At 71.7% G+C, this 14,616-nt stretch carries 14 protein-coding genes; 5 read left to right on the forward strand and 9 right to left on the reverse strand.

The annotated features are described in order from the left end of the window. Positions 1 to 20: 20 nt before the first annotated feature. The 3 genes from JYK17_RS14540 to JYK17_RS14550 form a co-directional block, all read right to left on the reverse strand. On the reverse strand, positions 21 to 503 hold the full coding sequence (locus JYK17_RS14540) for a hypothetical protein (RefSeq protein ID WP_234547988.1): 483 nt from the start codon (positions 501 to 503) through the stop codon (positions 21 to 23). Between the two features lie 130 nt (positions 504 to 633). Next, positions 634 to 1,389 carry a TIGR03943 family putative permease subunit gene (locus JYK17_RS14545; protein WP_128802507.1) on the reverse strand — a complete coding sequence of 252 codons (756 nt, stop codon included), beginning with the start codon at positions 1,387 to 1,389 and terminating at the stop codon, positions 634 to 636. Beyond that, positions 1,386 to 2,450: a permease gene (locus JYK17_RS14550; protein WP_128802506.1), complete on the reverse strand. Its 1,065-nt coding sequence runs from the start codon at positions 2,448 to 2,450 to the stop codon at positions 1,386 to 1,388. Before JYK17_RS14550 ends, JYK17_RS14545 begins: the two co-directional genes overlap by 4 nt. A 187-nt stretch (positions 2,451 to 2,637) precedes the next feature. On the opposite strand from JYK17_RS14550, the gene JYK17_RS14555 reads away from it, so the two are divergent. Beyond that, complete coding sequence (locus tag JYK17_RS14555; RefSeq protein ID WP_108010815.1) at positions 2,638 to 4,515, forward strand: potassium channel family protein; 1,878 nt, start codon at positions 2,638 to 2,640, stop codon at positions 4,513 to 4,515. Positions 4,516 to 4,572: 57 nt separating this feature from the next. Here JYK17_RS14555 and JYK17_RS14560 read toward each other — a convergent pair whose 3' ends face one another. Continuing rightward, positions 4,573 to 6,390: a S9 family peptidase gene (locus JYK17_RS14560; protein ID WP_108010813.1), complete on the reverse strand. Its 1,818-nt coding sequence runs from the start codon at positions 6,388 to 6,390 to the stop codon at positions 4,573 to 4,575. A gap of 60 nt (positions 6,391 to 6,450) precedes the next feature. Next, complete coding sequence (locus JYK17_RS14565) at positions 6,451 to 7,062, reverse strand: TetR/AcrR family transcriptional regulator (protein WP_234547989.1); 612 nt, start codon at positions 7,060 to 7,062, stop codon at positions 6,451 to 6,453. 90 nt (positions 7,063 to 7,152) lie between these two features. Between JYK17_RS14565 and JYK17_RS14570 the strand changes: the two genes are divergently transcribed. The 4 genes from JYK17_RS14570 (at position 7,153) to JYK17_RS14585 (ending at position 9,829) form a co-directional block, all read left to right on the forward strand. After that, positions 7,153 to 8,151: an alpha/beta hydrolase family protein gene (locus JYK17_RS14570; protein WP_222810510.1), complete on the forward strand. Its 999-nt coding sequence runs from the start codon at positions 7,153 to 7,155 to the stop codon at positions 8,149 to 8,151. After that, the gene (locus tag JYK17_RS14575) at positions 8,148 to 8,525 is read left to right on the forward strand and encodes a nuclear transport factor 2 family protein (protein WP_108010809.1); all 378 of its coding nucleotides are present in this window, start codon (positions 8,148 to 8,150) and stop codon (positions 8,523 to 8,525) included. Before JYK17_RS14570 ends, JYK17_RS14575 begins: the two co-directional genes overlap by 4 nt. A 108-nt stretch (positions 8,526 to 8,633) precedes the next feature. Continuing rightward, positions 8,634 to 9,002 carry a nuclear transport factor 2 family protein gene (locus tag JYK17_RS14580; RefSeq protein WP_108010807.1) on the forward strand — a complete coding sequence of 123 codons (369 nt, stop codon included), beginning with the start codon at positions 8,634 to 8,636 and terminating at the stop codon, positions 9,000 to 9,002. Positions 9,003 to 9,046: 44 nt separating this feature from the next. Beyond that, positions 9,047 to 9,829 carry an SURF1 family protein gene (locus JYK17_RS14585; protein WP_128802502.1) on the forward strand — a complete coding sequence of 261 codons (783 nt, stop codon included), beginning with the start codon at positions 9,047 to 9,049 and terminating at the stop codon, positions 9,827 to 9,829. A gap of 70 nt (positions 9,830 to 9,899) precedes the next feature. Here the strand turns inward: JYK17_RS14585 and JYK17_RS14590 are convergent, their stop codons facing one another. From JYK17_RS14590 to JYK17_RS14605, 4 genes are all read right to left on the reverse strand, one after another. After that, positions 9,900 to 11,021 carry a hypothetical protein gene (locus tag JYK17_RS14590; RefSeq protein ID WP_128802501.1) on the reverse strand — a complete coding sequence of 374 codons (1,122 nt, stop codon included), beginning with the start codon at positions 11,019 to 11,021 and terminating at the stop codon, positions 9,900 to 9,902. Continuing rightward, positions 11,018 to 11,623: a SigE family RNA polymerase sigma factor gene (locus tag JYK17_RS14595; protein ID WP_234547990.1), complete on the reverse strand. Its 606-nt coding sequence runs from the start codon at positions 11,621 to 11,623 to the stop codon at positions 11,018 to 11,020. Before JYK17_RS14595 ends, JYK17_RS14590 begins: the two co-directional genes overlap by 4 nt. Positions 11,624 to 12,139: 516 nt before the next feature. Beyond that, complete coding sequence (locus JYK17_RS14600; protein WP_108010799.1) at positions 12,140 to 13,198, reverse strand: aspartate-semialdehyde dehydrogenase; 1,059 nt, start codon at positions 13,196 to 13,198, stop codon at positions 12,140 to 12,142. A 25-nt stretch (positions 13,199 to 13,223) separates the two neighbouring features. Then, positions 13,224 to 14,516, reverse strand: coding sequence for an aspartate kinase (locus JYK17_RS14605; RefSeq protein WP_108010797.1), 1,293 nt, complete (start codon positions 14,514 to 14,516; stop codon positions 13,224 to 13,226). Positions 14,517 to 14,616 lie beyond the last annotated feature (100 nt).

Raw genomic sequence — 14,616 nt, forward strand, 5'->3', positions numbered from 1 at the left:
CGCCGCGCCCCCGCAAAACCTCAGCTCCCGGCCGCGGCCAGCCACTGCGCGACCTTGCGCACGGTGGTCTCGTCGAGCCGCTCGACCAGGGCCCGTACGGCCGCCTCGTCGTCCGGCGCGAGATCGAACAGGCCCGCCTTGCCCAGCCCGGCGAGCAGGACCTGCCGGCGGCGGGAGTCCATGCGTTCCGCGAGCACGCTGGGCTCCTTGGGGCCGTCGGCCGACGGCTCCGCCGGGACGGACGCGGCGGTCTCCGCGCGGGTGAGCGACGCGTCGAAGCGCTGCCACTCACCGTCCTTCGGACCCCACAGACTCACCGCGAGATCCCCGCCGCGCGCCCTGACGGTCTGGGCCATCTCGCCGAGCGCGTACTGCACGGGAGCCCGATGCGGCGACTCGGCGCACACCTGCCAGGAGTCCGAGGAGGGCCGGTGGTACAGCGCGACCCAGCGGGGAGCCCCGGCCGGCTGCGGACCGGGGGGACGTACCGTCGTCTTCTCCACCGCGTTCACCCCTTCGTTCACCTGTCGGAAGCCGCACAGCCGGAAGCCGCACAGCAGGGCACGCTAGCTGACGGCCTGTCAGATATCCAGAGGTGTAGATGTCCAGAGGCGCACAGGGTACCGGCCGTCGTCAGTTGTTCCAGGACTCGTCGTACGGGTCCTTCGGCACAGGGACCGGTTTGGCCTCGGTGACGCGCAGATACGGGATCGGGCCGTTGTTGACGGGGTCCTTGGTGCGGCGGGCGGTGTACGTCCCGGTCACCTCGAGCCACTTGTCCGGCTGCAGGACCGGAGGGATCTTCCCGGTCAGGGCGATCTTCACCGGCTGGGCGTCCGCGGCACAGCAGTTGAGGGCCATACGGACCAGATAGGGGTGCCCGGCGCCGTCCAGCGCGACGAAGCCGGTGACGTCGAGCGGGCGGCCCTTGATCAAACGGCCGTGGTCGTAGACCGCGCGGGTCGCGTAGTCGACCACGGTGAGGGGCAGCGGATCGCCGGTGGGCAGCTTGTTGTAGCCGTATGGCTGCTGCAGCGCCGTCCCCGTGCGCATCGCGCTGTACGAGCCGAGGGCCGGCGGGGCGACCAGGATGAGCGCGAGGAGCGGAAGCACCAGGAGCCAGGAGACCCGGGGTTCGCGGTGGACGTGACCGTCGCCGTGGTCGTCGCCCGCGTCGTGACCGTGCTCGACCGCGTCGTCGGCCTTCCTACGGCCCCGCCACTCGTACCAGACCGTCGCCAGCGAGGCCGCGATCAGCACCGCGCCGGACAGCAGCAACAGGGGCTGCAGTCCCGCCTTGACGTAGCGCAGATAGAGGTTGGTGAAGCCCGCGTGCAGCAGGGCCGCGCCGAGCAGGAACAGGACGGCCGCCTGTGCCTGGCGGTTCACAGGAGCACCGCCCCGGTCAGGACCGCGCCCGCGATCGCCAGGACGAAGGTGGCGGGCGCGAACCGCAGGGCGAAGCCGCGGCCGAAGGTGCCCGCCTGCATCGCGAACAGCTTCAGGTCGATCATCGGCCCGACGACCAGGAACGCCAGCTTGGCCGTGAGCGAGAACTGCGTCAGCGACGCCGCCACGAACGCGTCCGCCTCCGAGCAGATCGACAGCAGTACGGCGAGGACGGCCAGCGCCAGGATCGCGACCAGCGGGTTGTCCGCGGCCGTACGCAGCCAGCCGGCCGGGGCGACCGCCTTGAGCGTCGCGGCGGCCATCGCCCCGATGACCAGGAAGCCGCCCGCGTGCATCACGTCGTGGCTGACCGAGCCCCAGAAGGCGGCGCCCTTGCTCTGGCCCTCGTAGTGCGGGCGCTCGGGCGGGCGCAGCCAGTCGGTGCGGCCGAGGCGCTGCCACAGCCAGCCCATCACGCAGGCCACCAGCAGGCTGGCGACGAACCGGGCGAGGACCATCTCCGGGTTGCGCGGGAAGGCGACCGCGGTGGCCGTCAGCACGATCGGGTTGATCGCCGGGGCGGAGAGCAGGAAGGCCAGCGCGGCGGCCGGTGTGACGCCCCGCCGGACCAGCGCCCCGGCCACCGGCACGGACGCGCACTCGCAGCCGGGCAGCACCGCGCCCGCCATCCCGGCGACCGGGATCGCGAGAGCGGGGCGCTTGGGCAGGGCGCGGGCGAAGAACGACGCCGGTACGAACACGGCGATCGCCGCCGAGAGCAGCACACCGAGCACGAGGAAGGGCAGCGCCTGCACGAGCACGGCCACGAACACCGTCATCCAGCTCTGCATGACAGGCACGGAGAGCGCGCTGCGGATGGGGCCCTGCAGCACGACCAGCAGGAGGAGCAGCACGATCAGGGCGAGGGACTTGCTGTCGGCGGACCTCGCGTCGACGGACTTCGCGTCCGCGGACTTCGCGTCGACAGGCTCGCCTTGGGGTGGGGTGGCCACCGGTTCGGGGCTGTCCGCCGTCGGCGGGGCTGCTTTGGTGATGGCCACGTGCGAGGTACCTCCGGTGGTACGGAAGGGCGCTGCTTTCCCTCCCCTTCAGTACGACGGGACCGCCGTGAACGTTCAGTGACCCTGCAGCCCGGTCGCTGGAACCACCTGTCCCAGTGGGGCAGTCTTCTCCCTCGTGGGGAGCGTTCCGAATCAAGGGCAGCCGGGCGACGACGGTTCCGCGCGCATGATCGTGTGCGGCGACGACGGACTGGCGCACCGGCTCGCCGCCGAACTGCGCGGCGTCTACGGCGAACAGGTCACGCTCGTCGTACCGCCCTCGGAGCGCGGGGTGCGCACGCCGGTGGTCGGGCGGGCCCGTGCGACGACCGCGGCGCTGCTCGACCGGGTGGTGAGCGCGGCCGTCAACCGCGCGAGCGGCACCACCACCGAACCCGTGGGAACCGCCCAGGTCATGGCGGCCGCCGAGCCGACCGAGGAGGTGCTCGGGGCGGCGGGCGTGGGGCGGGCCGCCGCGCTGGCGCTGGTGTACGACGACGACGAGACCAACATCCGCGCCGCCCTCACCGCCCGCCGGCTCAACCCCCGCCTGCGGCTGGTCCTGCGGCTCTACAATCGCCGGCTCGGCCAGCACATCGAGGAACTTCTCGACCAGGCAGCGGCGTTGGCCGCGGGCGACGGGGACGGTACGGACGGCGCGGGCACCGACGCCTCCACGACCGTGCTGTCCGACGCCGACACGGCCGCGCCCGCGCTCGTCGCCACCGCCGTCGCCGGTACCAGCAAGGTCGTCCAGACCGACGGGCTGATGCTGCGCGCGGTGGAACGGACGCCGATGGTGGGCCAGTTGGCCCGGCCGGGGCTGGCCACGCTGGCGCTGCTGTCCGCGGACAGCGCCGAGAACGGCCCGGAGCAGGGCCCTGATCTGCTGCCCGACGCGGCGGCGGTGCGGGCCGCGACCGGCCGCGGGACCGTCGTCCTGGAGCAGGTGTCCTACGCCGGCCCCGAACTGCCGCCCGCGCGCGGCGCGGTGGCCTTCGCCTCACTGTTCTCGCGGCGGCTGCGCTGGTCGCTGGCCGGTGTCGCGGGATGCGTGCTCGCGCTCGCGGTGGCCCTGTGGCTGGTGACGGGGATGCATCCGCTGAGCGCGTTCTATCTGACGCTGCTCGATCTGTTCGCCATCGACGACCCCGCGATCGGGGCGTCCGTCGGGCGCAAGGTCCTGCAACTCCTGTCCGGGCTCATGGGGTTGCTGCTGCTGCCGGTCCTGCTGGCCGCGGTGCTCGAGGCGCTGGGCACCTTCCGCACCACGTCCGCCCTGCGCAAGCCGCCGCGCGGACTGGGCGGGCATGTGGTCCTCCTCGGGCTCGGCAAGATCGGGACGCGCGTGCTGACCCGGCTGCGCGAACTGAAGATCCCCGTGGTCTGCGTCGAGTCCGACCCCGACGCGCGGGGACTGGCCGTGGCGCGGCGGCTGCGGGTGCCGGTCGTGCTCGGCGACGTCACCCAGGAGGGCGTCCTGGAGGCCGCCAAGATCAACCGGGCGCACGCACTGCTCGCGGTGACCAGCGCCGACACGACGAACCTCGAAGCCGCGCTCTACGCCCGCTCCGTACGGCCCGATCTGCGGGTCGTACTGCGGCTGTACGACGACGACTTCGCCACCGCCGTGTACCGCACGCTGCGCGCCGCCCACCCCCGGGCGTCCACCCGCAGCCGCAGCGTCTCCCATCTGGCCGCGCCCGCGTTCGCCGGGGCGATGATGGGCCGCCAGATCCTGGGCGCGATCCCGGTGGAGCGGCGGGTGCTGCTGTTCGCCGCCGTGCAGGTGAGCGGGCATGCGCAGCTGGAGGGCAGGACGGTCGCGGAGGCGTTCCGCGCCGGGGCCTGGCGGGTGCTGGCCCTCGACACGGCGGCCTCCGGCAACCGGCCGGGCGAGCCCGCCACGGAGGAGGCGTACGAGGACGCGCCGGGGTCGGGCCTGGTGTGGGATCTGCCGGACTCGTATGTGCTGCGCGGCTCCGACCGCGTGGTGCTGGCCGCCACGCGGACAGGACTGGCGGAGCTGCTGGGGCACAGGCCCCGGACGCGGGCCGGGGCTTGAGCCTGCGGTGCTTTCAACGGGCGGGCCGGAACCACAAGCCCGCCCGGCGCCAAAACCTCACCCCAAGTGCCGCTCCGCGAACTCCAGTTCAAGCCGCACCTGCTTGATCCGCTCGTCCACGACCAGTGAGCCGTGTCCCGCGTCGTAGCGGTAGACCTCGTGGGTCGCGCCGCGGGCCTCGAGGCGCTTGACGTAGTTCTCGATCTGGCGGATGGGGCAGCGGGGGTCGTTGACACCGGCGGAGATGTAGACCGGGGCCGTGACCTCGTCGACGTAGGTCAGCGGGGAGGAGGCCGCGAAACGGTCGGGGACCTCCTCCGGGGTGCCGCCCAGGAGGGTGCGGTCCATCGCCTTCAGGGCCTCCATCTCGTCGTGGTACGCCGTGACGTAGTCCGCGACCGGGACCGCCGCGATGCCCAGGGTCCACGCCTGCGGCTGGACGCCGAGGCCGAGGAGGGTGAGGTAGCCGCCCCAGGAACCGCCGGTGAGGATCAGCCGGGAGGGATCGGCGAGGCCCGAGTCCACCGCCCATTCCCGTACCGCCGCGATGTCCTCCAGCTCGATGAGGCCGACGCGGTGCTTGAGGGCGTCGGTCCAGGCGCGGCCGTAGCCCGTGGAGCCGCGGTAGTTGACGCGCACCACCGCGTACCCGTGGTCGACCCAGGCGGCCGGGCCCGCGGCGAAGGAGTCGCTGTCGTGCCAGGTCGGGCCGCCGTGGATGTCGAAGACCGTCGGCAGCGGGCCACTCGCACCGGCCGGCTTCTGCACCAGGGCGTGGATACGGCCGCCGGGGCCCTGCACCCAGACGTCCTCGACCGGCACCGAGCCGGGGGACTTCATGCCGGGCGGGTCGAGGACGACCACGCCGGTCGTGGAGCGCACCGCCGACGGCTCGGCGGCCGAGGACCACAGGTACTCCACGCTGCCGTCGGGGCGGGCCGTGGCGCCGGAGACCGAGCCGGGCGGGGTGGGGACCTTCTCCAGGGCGCGCCCTGCGATGTCGTAGCGGAAGAGCTCGCTGCGGGCCTCGAAGCTGTGCACGACGAGCAGGCCGGAGCCGTCCGGGTACCACTCGGCGCTCACGTCGCCGGGCAGGTCCAGGGCGAGGTCGGTCTCCTCGCCCGTGGCCACGTCCCACACCAGGGGCTCCCAGCGGCCGCGGCGCTGGTGGCCGATGAGCAGACGCGTGTCGCCGTCGACGGGTGCGAAGCCCAGGACCTCCAGGCCCAGTTCCTCCTTGCCGCCCTCGGTGTCGTCCAGCTCGGCGACCGTCGTGCCGTCCGGGCGCAGGACGCGCAGCGCGGAGTGCATCGCGTCGCCGTGCTCCGTGTGCTCGATCGCGATCAGCGAGCCGTCGCGGGAGAGGTCGCCGACGCCCGCGGACTCGCGGTGGCGGTAGATCTCCACCGGGTCCTCGCCGGCGTGGGCGAGATAGATCGTCGTGCCGTCCTCGTCGGTGGAGCGGCCCACGATCGCCGTGCGGCCGTCCCGGGAGAGCGCCAGGCCCGCCGGGTAGGAGGCGTCCAGGCCGGGAACGGCGAGGTCGTCGGCGCCGCCCTCGAAGGGCTGCCTGCGCCAGACGCCGAACTCGTCGCCGTAGGACGGCGCGTCCGGATCGGAGGAGCTACGGCCGTCATCGAACCACCAGATCCACTCACCGTCGGGTGAGAGGACCCCGTCCGTGGTCCCGTCCGGGCGGTTCGTGACCTGTCGCTGGTCACCGGTCTTCCGGTCCCACGCGTACAGCTCGTACGTGCCGGTCGCGTTCGACGTGAACAACGAACGGTCGGGGGCGTCCTCCGCCCAGTCGGGCAGCGAGACGCGAGGTGCGCGGAACCGCTTCTCCCAGTCGGGCATGGCTGCGTCAGTCGTCATGCCCCTATCCAACCTGATCGGGTGACCTGCCACGCACAGTCGGTGACCCGACAAAGCCGGTCATGGGGAGGTCCGTCGAGGTCGCGGGAGGGGGCCGTACCGCAGTCCGGCAAGAAGGAGCCCGATCATCCGGCGGGTGTACGCGGCATGGGCGGGCCCGGGGGTGCACAAGTGCGCGACGGCGCGCAGGAGATCCATCGCGCTCGCCGCATCTGTCGTCATTCCGGCGGCCCGGGTGGCCTGCAGCAGTGCGTCCAGTGCGGGTTCCAGCCGTTCGAGCAGTTGCTCGCCGAGGCCGGCGAAGGTTTCCGCGTCGGAGTGCAGCGCCGCCGCCAGGCCGTGCTTGGTCAGGACGAAGGCGCAGTAACGGTCGAGCCACAGGTCGAGAGCGTCCATGGGCGGGTGCGCGGCGGCCAGCTCGTGGGCCGCTTCCACGCACGCGTCCACGTCGCTCTCGAGCACCGCGAGGATCAGGTCGGACCGCCTGGGGAAGTGCCGGTAGAGAGTCGCGACTCCGACACCGGCCTGTAGGGCTATGGCTTTGACGTGCGCGTCCACGCCGTCGCGGGCGAAGACGGCGCGGGCGCCTTCGACCAGCGCGTCCACGCTGCGGCGGGCGTCCGCCCGCATCGGTGTCCGAGGCTCGCGCCCGCCGCCCTGCCTGCCGTCCATGAGCACCCCCTCGGCTAAACGGAATCGGGTTCCATACTATGGGACGACGAAATGGAATCGGATTCCACATAGCGAAGGCGGATCCCCGCGATGACCGATCACTCCACCACCGCCCCCCACGACCTGTGGGACGAGGCCGACGCGCTCCAGGGCTCGGCGCGCACCATCCCGGTCGCCGAGGCGACACCTTTCATGTCGGTGAACCCCGTCGTGCTGCCGGCACCCGGACGCCCCGCCCCCCTCCACGTACGCGTGTCCGCCCCGACCACGGGCGAAGAACTGCCGATCGTCCTGTTCTCGCACGGGGGCGGCTTCACGAACTACATCGCCTCGAACCGGGGCTTCTCGCCCCTGGCGGACTTCTGGGCGGCCCACGGATTCGTGGTCGTCCAGCCCACCCACCTCAGCTCGAAGTCCCTGGGCCTGCCGCGCACCGCTCCCGACGCCCGCGCCTACTGGGAGTCCCGCGTCGAGGACCTCACGGCCGTCCTCGACCACTTCGACCGAGTGGAGGCTGCCGTACCGGGCCTTGCCGGACGCGCCGACCTCAGCCGGGTCGCCGTCGCCGGGCACTCCATGGGCGGCCAGAGCGCGAGCATGCTCCTGGGCGCCGGCGTCGAGGAGAACGGCGAGAAGGTGCGACGCGTCGACGATCGGATCAAAGCCGGAGTCCTCCTCGCGGCGACCGGCGCCGGAGGCGACCACCTCACCGAGATGGCCGCACGCTTCACGGCACTGCGCACCGCTCGTTTCGACGAGATGGCGACACCCACGCTCGTCGTTGTCGGCGACCAGGACCACGCGCCCGAGCTGACCTCTCGCGGCGCGGCCTACCACGCCGACGCCTACCATCAGGCCCCCGGCCCTAAGTCGCTGCTCACCCTCCACGGCGGCGAGCACATGCTCGGTGGCATCACCGGTTACGACACCACCGAGACCACCGACGAGAACCCCGAACGTGTTGCCGTCATCCAGCGGATGACCTGGGCCTTCCTCCGCGGTGCCCTCGCCGGTGACAGCGAGGCGTGGAGGTCGGCCGCATCCGCCTTCGGTGACCTCCAGGCCATCGGCCGCCTGGAGAGCAAGTGACCGGATCGCCCGCTCCGGCCTGGTTCACCGACGCGCTCGACGCGCTGCGCCGCGGCGACACCGACGCCTTCATGTCGATGTACACGACCGACGCGGTCCACGAAGTACCCCTCGCCCCCAAGGGGCGCCCCAGCGTCCTGGCCGGAAAGGACGCGATCACGCAGTACACGGCCCAGCTGCCCCGTGTCGCCCGCTTCGACGTCTTCACCGACGTGCGCACGCATGTCAGCGAGGACGTACTGATCGCCGAGTTCACCGGCACCGGCACCCGCATCCCCGGCGACGAGCCACTGCGGCTCGCCTACGTCTGGTTCATCACCCACAAGAACGGGCGGGTCTCCCACATCCGTGACTACGCGATGCCCCGCCCGTAGACGGCCAGGGCCCCGCCGACGTCCTGGGCCGGGCCGATGCCTGGTGGGAGCCGATTGTCAGTGGTGGTGGGAGCCGATTGTCAGTGGTGGGGTGCAGACTTTGGCGACATGACCGATCTGCGCAAGACAGTCGAGAGGTTCTGGGCCGCCGCCGAGGCCCGGGACTGGAGCACCTTCGCGGACACGCTGGCCGAGGACGTCGTCTACACCCTGCCGCAGACGCGCGAGCGGATCACCGGCCGTGAGCGGTATGTGGAGTTCAACCGCGAGTATCCGGGCGACTGGCACCTGAGGATCGAGCGCATGGTCGCCGAGCCGGGCCAGGTGGTCAGCTGGGTCCACTTCACGGTCGGGCTGGAGGAGATGTACGGGATCTCGTTCTTCACCGGCGAGGACCGGATCACGTCCATAACCGACTTCTGGCCGGAGCCGTACGAGCCCCCGGCGGGCCGGGACCACCTCACCGAGCGGTACTGACCCCGCGGGCCGCCCGCGCGGGGGCGCGCCGTACCTTTGTTGGTGTGTACCGGTTTCTGCTGACGCGCCGCTGGTGGGGGATCAACGTCTTCGTGCTGCTCGCCATCCCCTTCTGCATCTTCATGGGGACCTGGCAGCTGAGCCGGTTCGAGGGCCGGGTGCAGGACCACCGCAAGGCCGACGACCAGGTCACCACCGACCGGCACGAGGCGGCCCGTCCGCTGCGCGAGATGCTGCCGGTCGACAAGGCCACCTCCGGCAGCCAGGTCACCGCCACCGGGCACTACGGCAAGCAGCTGCTCGTCCCGGGCCGCGAACTCGACGACCGGCACGGGTTCTACGTCCTGACGCTGCTGCGCACCGACGGCGGCAAGGCGCTGCCCGTGGTGCGCGGCTGGCTGCCCGGTTCCGCCGACGCCGCGAAGGCGCCCGCCCCGCCCACCGGTGACGTCACCGTCACGGGCGCGCTGCAGGCCTCCGAGACCCCCGGGGACAACGGGGTCAGCGCCGAGGGCGGCCTGCCGGCCGGGCAGACCGCGGCGATCAGCACGGCGTCCCTGGTGAACCTCGTGCCGTACGACCTGTACGACGCCTGGATCACGCTGGACAAGGCCGACAGCGGAATGAAGGCCGTCCCCGCCACGGCACCCGCGAACTCCGGCCTCGACCTGAAGGCGTTCCAGAACCTCGGCTACACCGGCGAGTGGTTCGTCTTCGCCGGCTTCGTGGTGTTCATGTGGTTCCGCCTGCTGCGCCGCGAGGTCGAGTTCGCCCGGGACGCCGAAATGGGGTTGGTGCCAGAGGAACCGGAGAACGTCACCGTCTGACGGTGCCTGAGGCCCGGCTGGCGCCGGGCCGGGCCTGGTCACGCCGGCGCCAGGGGTCGGCCGTCGGGGCTCAAGCCCCGGCCAGTACCCCGGTGTAGTAGACCGTCCCCGCGCACGCTCCGGAGATCTGGGCCGAGACCGTGGGGGAGCCCGCCTCGGTTGTGTGGGAGACGACCACGCTGCCGTCCGCGCCGTCCTCCCGGATCAGTTGCGTGGTGACGCCGTTGTCGGTGCCGGTGGAGGTGGAGCCTGCCGTGCTGCCGGTGCCCTCGGTCGGGGTCGGTGAGCTGGTGGGGCCGCCGTCGCCGGTGCCGCCGTCGCCGCCCGCGGGAGTGCAGGACGCCGAGGGGACCCAGGCGAACTTCACCTCGTACGCCGCGCCCGGCTGCAGCAGCAGACCGGTGACCTCGGTGGACGGGTCGGGCAGTCCGGCCGCCGCGTCGCCCGACACATGCCGCTGCGCACCGATCTTGGTGGCGTCGGCACTGCCCTGTGCGAGCACGCTCACGGACCCGGGTCCGCCGACGCTGCACGGGGTGGTGGAGATGTTGACGACCCGGAAGGTGCCGTAGACCGTGCCGCCGGAGTCGGGGGCGTCGACGGTCCGCGTGGGCGAGCCGAGCTGCTCGGCGGCGCACACGGAGGCGCCCGCCGCACTGCTGGCCGCCGGGCCGGTGCCCGCGCCGCTGCCCGTGCCCGGGGAGCTGCCCTTGCCCTGACCGTCGCCCTTGTGGTCGCCCTTGCCCTTGCCCGTGGCCTTGCCCGAACCGCCCGCGGCGGTGCCCTCACTGCCGTCGGCTTTTCCCTGGCTCGCCCCGCCCTGTGCCTGCGAGGCCTGCCCGGCCACGGACGGGTTGACGTCGGAACCGGTGGCACCGGAGACATGCAGCAGGGCCGGGACGGCGGTGCCGATGAACAGGGCGGCGGCCGCCATGCCGACGGCTGCCTGCCGCTTGCGGGCGCGCCTGGCGGGCACGGCCCGCCGCAGGTGGTCCAGCGTGCCGTCCCGCGGCTCGACCGTCTGCACCGCTTGGTGCAACATCCTGCGCAGGGCCAGCTCGTCCGAGTCGAACCCGCTGTCGGGGCTCTGGTCGTCGGGGCCGTCGTTCACAGTTCCGTTCCCAGCGTGCGGTTGCGTGTGCTCTTGCTCGTGGCGCTCGTGGGACTCGCGTCCCGGGACGTCCTTGCTCATGCCGGCGCCTCCATCGCGATACGGAGCGCCGCGATGCCGCGGGACCCGTACGCCTTCACCGAGCCCAGCGATATCCCGAGCGTCTCGGCGACCTGCGCCTCGGTCATGTCCGCGAAGTAGCGCAGCACCAACACCTCGCGCTGGCGGCGCTGCAGGCCCTTCATCGCCTTGATCAGGGAGTCGCGCTCCAGCTGGTCGTAGGCGCCCTCCTCGGCGCTCGCCATGTCGGGCATCGGCTTGGAGAGCAGCTTCAGGCCCAGGATGCGGCGGCGCAGCGCGGAGCGGGAGAGGTTGACGACCGTCTGGCGCAGGTACGCGAGCGTCTTCTCGGGGTCGCGGACCCGCTTGCGGGCCGAGTGCACCCGGATGAAGGCCTCCTGGACGACGTCCTCGCAGGAGGCGGTGTCGTCGAGCAGCAGGGCGGCCAGGCCCAGCAGCGAGCGGTAGTGCGCGCGGTAGGTCTCGGTGAGGTGGTCGACGGTGGTCCCGGCGGCCGCGGCGTCTTCGGCGTACTCGGCGCCGTCGCGCTGGCTCGGGATGCGGGTGGGTCGCGCTGCGGGCATGGGCGCGATCACCGGCATGCCACCGGGCGCGCCGGGCATGCGGGGTCGAAGGGGCGGACGGGGCGGGCGTAGAGCCGCGCCGCGCCCTGCCGCAGGGAAGTCGAGTACCTCAGCCACGCCAGTTGGACACGTTTACCCCCGTCAGGGTTGTACGTGCCGGGCGTCACTTTTGCGTCGCGTGGTGCCACCGGCCGTCTCGCGTCGGGCACCATCATCGACCGTGCGTCAAACGCCCTCATGCCTACCCGCTCTTCCCCTATGTCCTGAATGTTCGAGACGTCCCCACGTCTCGTCACGCATCCCCGCACCCCCGGAGGGTGTTCGCAAAGACGCTCCCCGCCCTCCGCGCGGTTGCGGAGAACGGGGAGGGAAATCTTCGAATGCCGAACGGTCCCGGGGCAAGTGGTACGGACCATCAACCGGGTCACATGCTCTTCACAGATTCTACAAACCACACCAGCCTTGGCCAGGGGATATCCGGCAGTAACCCCTTACCCGCGGGTGTGACGAACCTGACACGCCGCGTGATGGGAGCGCGACCACGGACACGAGGTGTCACCGGAACTCGGTCGCCACCAACTCCGCGATCTGAGCGGTGTTCAGGGCCGCGCCCTTGCGCAGATTGTCGCCGCATACGAAGAGTTCGAGCGCCGTCGGATCGTCGAGCGCGCGCCGCACCCGGCCCACCCAGGTGGGGTCGGTGCCCACGACGTCGGCGGGGGTGGGGAACTCCCCGGCCGCCGGGTCGTCGCACAGGACCACACCGGGAGCTGTGGCGAGGATCTCACGGGCCCGGTCGACCGTGACCTCGCCCTGGAAGCGGGCGTGGACGGTGAGGGAGTGCGTGGTGACCACCGGAACCCGTACGCAGGTCACGGCGACCGGCAGGTCGGGCAGGCCGAGGATCTTGCGGGACTCGTCCCGCACCTTCATCTCCTCCGAGGACCAGCCGTCCTCGCGCAGCGACCCGGCCCACGGCACCACGTTCAGCGCGACCGGCTCCGGGAACGGCCCGGTGTCGTCGCCCACGGCCCGGCGTACGTCACCGGGGCTGGTGCCCAGCTCCGTGCCCGCCACCAGCGACAGCTGCCGGCGCAGGGTCTCGACGCCGGCCCGTCCGGCCCCGCTCACCGCCTGGTACGAGGAGACCACCAGCTCACGCAGCCCGAACTCGGCGTGCAGCGCGCCCATGGCCACGATCATGGACAGCGTCGTGCAGTTGGGGTTGGCGATGATCCCGCGAGGTCGCAGCCGCGCCGTGTGCGGGTTGACCTCGGGCACCACGAGCGGCACCTCGGGGTCCATCCGGAAGGCGCCCGAGTTGTCCACCACGACCGCGCCCTTGGCGGCGGCGATGGGCGCCCAGTGCGCGGAGACCTCGTCGGGCACGTCGAACATGGCGACGTCGACACCGTCGAGGGCGTCCTCCGTGAGGGCCGCCACCTCGACCTCCTCGCCGCGCACGGCCAGCTTGCGGCCGGCCGAGCGCGGTGAGGCGAGCAGCCGGATCTCGCCCCAGATGTCCGCGTGCTGGGACAGGATCTGGAGCATCACCGTGCCGACGGCTCCGGTCGCACCCACGACCGCGAGCGTCGGCCCAGCGCCGGCCGTCACCTTCCGGCCCGCCCCGCGGTGCCGGTCATCGCCCGGTGCCTCCGTAGACCACGGCCTCGTCGCTGTCGGAGTCGAGACCGAAGGCGCTGTGCACGGCGCGCACGGCGTCGGGCACGTCGTCGGCGCGGGTGACCACCGAGATACGGATCTCGGAGGTCGAGATCAGCTCGATGTTCACGCCGGCGTCGCTGAGGGCCTCGAAGAAGGAGGCCGTGACGCCCGGGTTGGTCTTCATCCCGGCGCCGACGAGCGAGATCTTGCCGATCTGGTCGTCGTAGCGCAGGGAGTCGAAGCCGATGGCCGTCCGCGCCCGCTCCAGAGCGTCGATGGCCTTGCGGCCCTCGGTCTTGGGGAGGGTGAAGGAAATGTCCGTCAGCCCGGTGGAGGCGGCGGACACGTTCTGCACGACCATGTCGATGTTGATCTCCGCGTCCGCGATGGCGCGGAAGATCGAGGCGGCCTCGCCCGGCTTGTCCGGGACGCCGACGACCGTCACCTTGGCCTCGGAGGTGTCATGGGCGACACCCGAGATGATGGCCTGCTCCACCTGCTGTTCCCCTTGCTGCTGCGTCTTGCGGACGAGTGGTGTGCTGCTGACCCAGGTGCCCTGCAGTCCCGAGAAGGACGAGCGCACATGGATCGGGATGTCGTAGCGGCGGGCGTACTCCACACAGCGGTGGAGCAGCACCTTGGAGCCGGACGCGGCGAGCTCCAGCATGTCCTCGAAGGCGATCCAGTCGATCTTCTTCGCCTTCTTCACCACCCGCGGGTCGGCGGTGAACACACCGTCGACGTCGGTGTAGATCTCGCACACCTCGGCGTCGAGGGCCGCGGCGAGCGCCACGGCGGTGGTGTCCGAGCCGCCACGGCCCAGGGTCGTGATGTCCTTCTTGTCCTGGCTGACGCCCTGGAAGCCGGCGACGATGGCGATGTTGCCCGCGTCCAGCGACTGCCGGATCCGGCCCGGCGTGACGTCGATGATCCGGGCTTTGTTGTGGACCGAGTCGGTGATGACGCCGGCCTGGCTGCCGGTGAACGACTGGGCCTCGTGGCCCAGGTTCTTGATCGCCATGGCCAGCAGGGCCATCGAGATCCGCTCTCCGGCGGTCAGCAGCATGTCGAACTCGCGCCCGGCAGGCATCGGGGATACCTGCTCGGCGAGATCGATCAGCTCGTCCGTAGTGTCGCCCATCGCGGAAACGACGACGACCACCTGGTGGCCGTTCTTCTTCGCTTCCACGATCCGCTTGGCGACGCGCTTGATGCCCTCGGCATCGGCTACGGAGGAGCCTCCGTACTTCTGCACGACAAGGCCCACGTGCGCTCCTCGCTCGTCCGTCTGTGCTCTCGGAGACCGTCGATACGCATGCGCACCGCGGTCGCTTCAGTCTATCGAGCGCCCGAAATCGACCCGAGTG

Source organism: Streptomyces plumbidurans (assembly GCF_019857225.1).
GTDB lineage: Bacteria > Actinomycetota > Actinomycetes > Streptomycetales > Streptomycetaceae > Streptomyces > Streptomyces plumbidurans.

What these genes read in the sequence shown, in the direction of transcription:
- JYK17_RS14590 (WP_128802501.1), bottom strand. Translation starts at nt 11,021, where the DNA reads ATGAGCAAGGACGTCCCGGGACGCGAGTCCCACGAGCGCCACGAGCAA.
- JYK17_RS14555 (WP_108010815.1), top strand. Translation starts at nt 2,638, where the DNA reads ATGATCGTGTGCGGCGACGACGGACTGGCGCACCGGCTCGCCGCCGAA.
- JYK17_RS14580 (WP_108010807.1), top strand. Translation starts at nt 8,634, where the DNA reads ATGACCGATCTGCGCAAGACAGTCGAGAGGTTCTGGGCCGCCGCCGAG.
- JYK17_RS14560 (WP_108010813.1), bottom strand. Translation starts at nt 6,390, where the DNA reads ATGACGACTGACGCAGCCATGCCCGACTGGGAGAAGCGGTTCCGCGCA.
- JYK17_RS14595 (WP_234547990.1), bottom strand. Translation starts at nt 11,623, where the DNA reads ATGCCCGGCGCGCCCGGTGGCATGCCGGTGATCGCGCCCATGCCCGCA.
- JYK17_RS14570 (WP_222810510.1), top strand. Translation starts at nt 7,153, where the DNA reads ATGACCGATCACTCCACCACCGCCCCCCACGACCTGTGGGACGAGGCC.
- JYK17_RS14565 (WP_234547989.1), bottom strand. Translation starts at nt 7,062, where the DNA reads ATGGACGGCAGGCAGGGCGGCGGGCGCGAGCCTCGGACACCGATGCGG.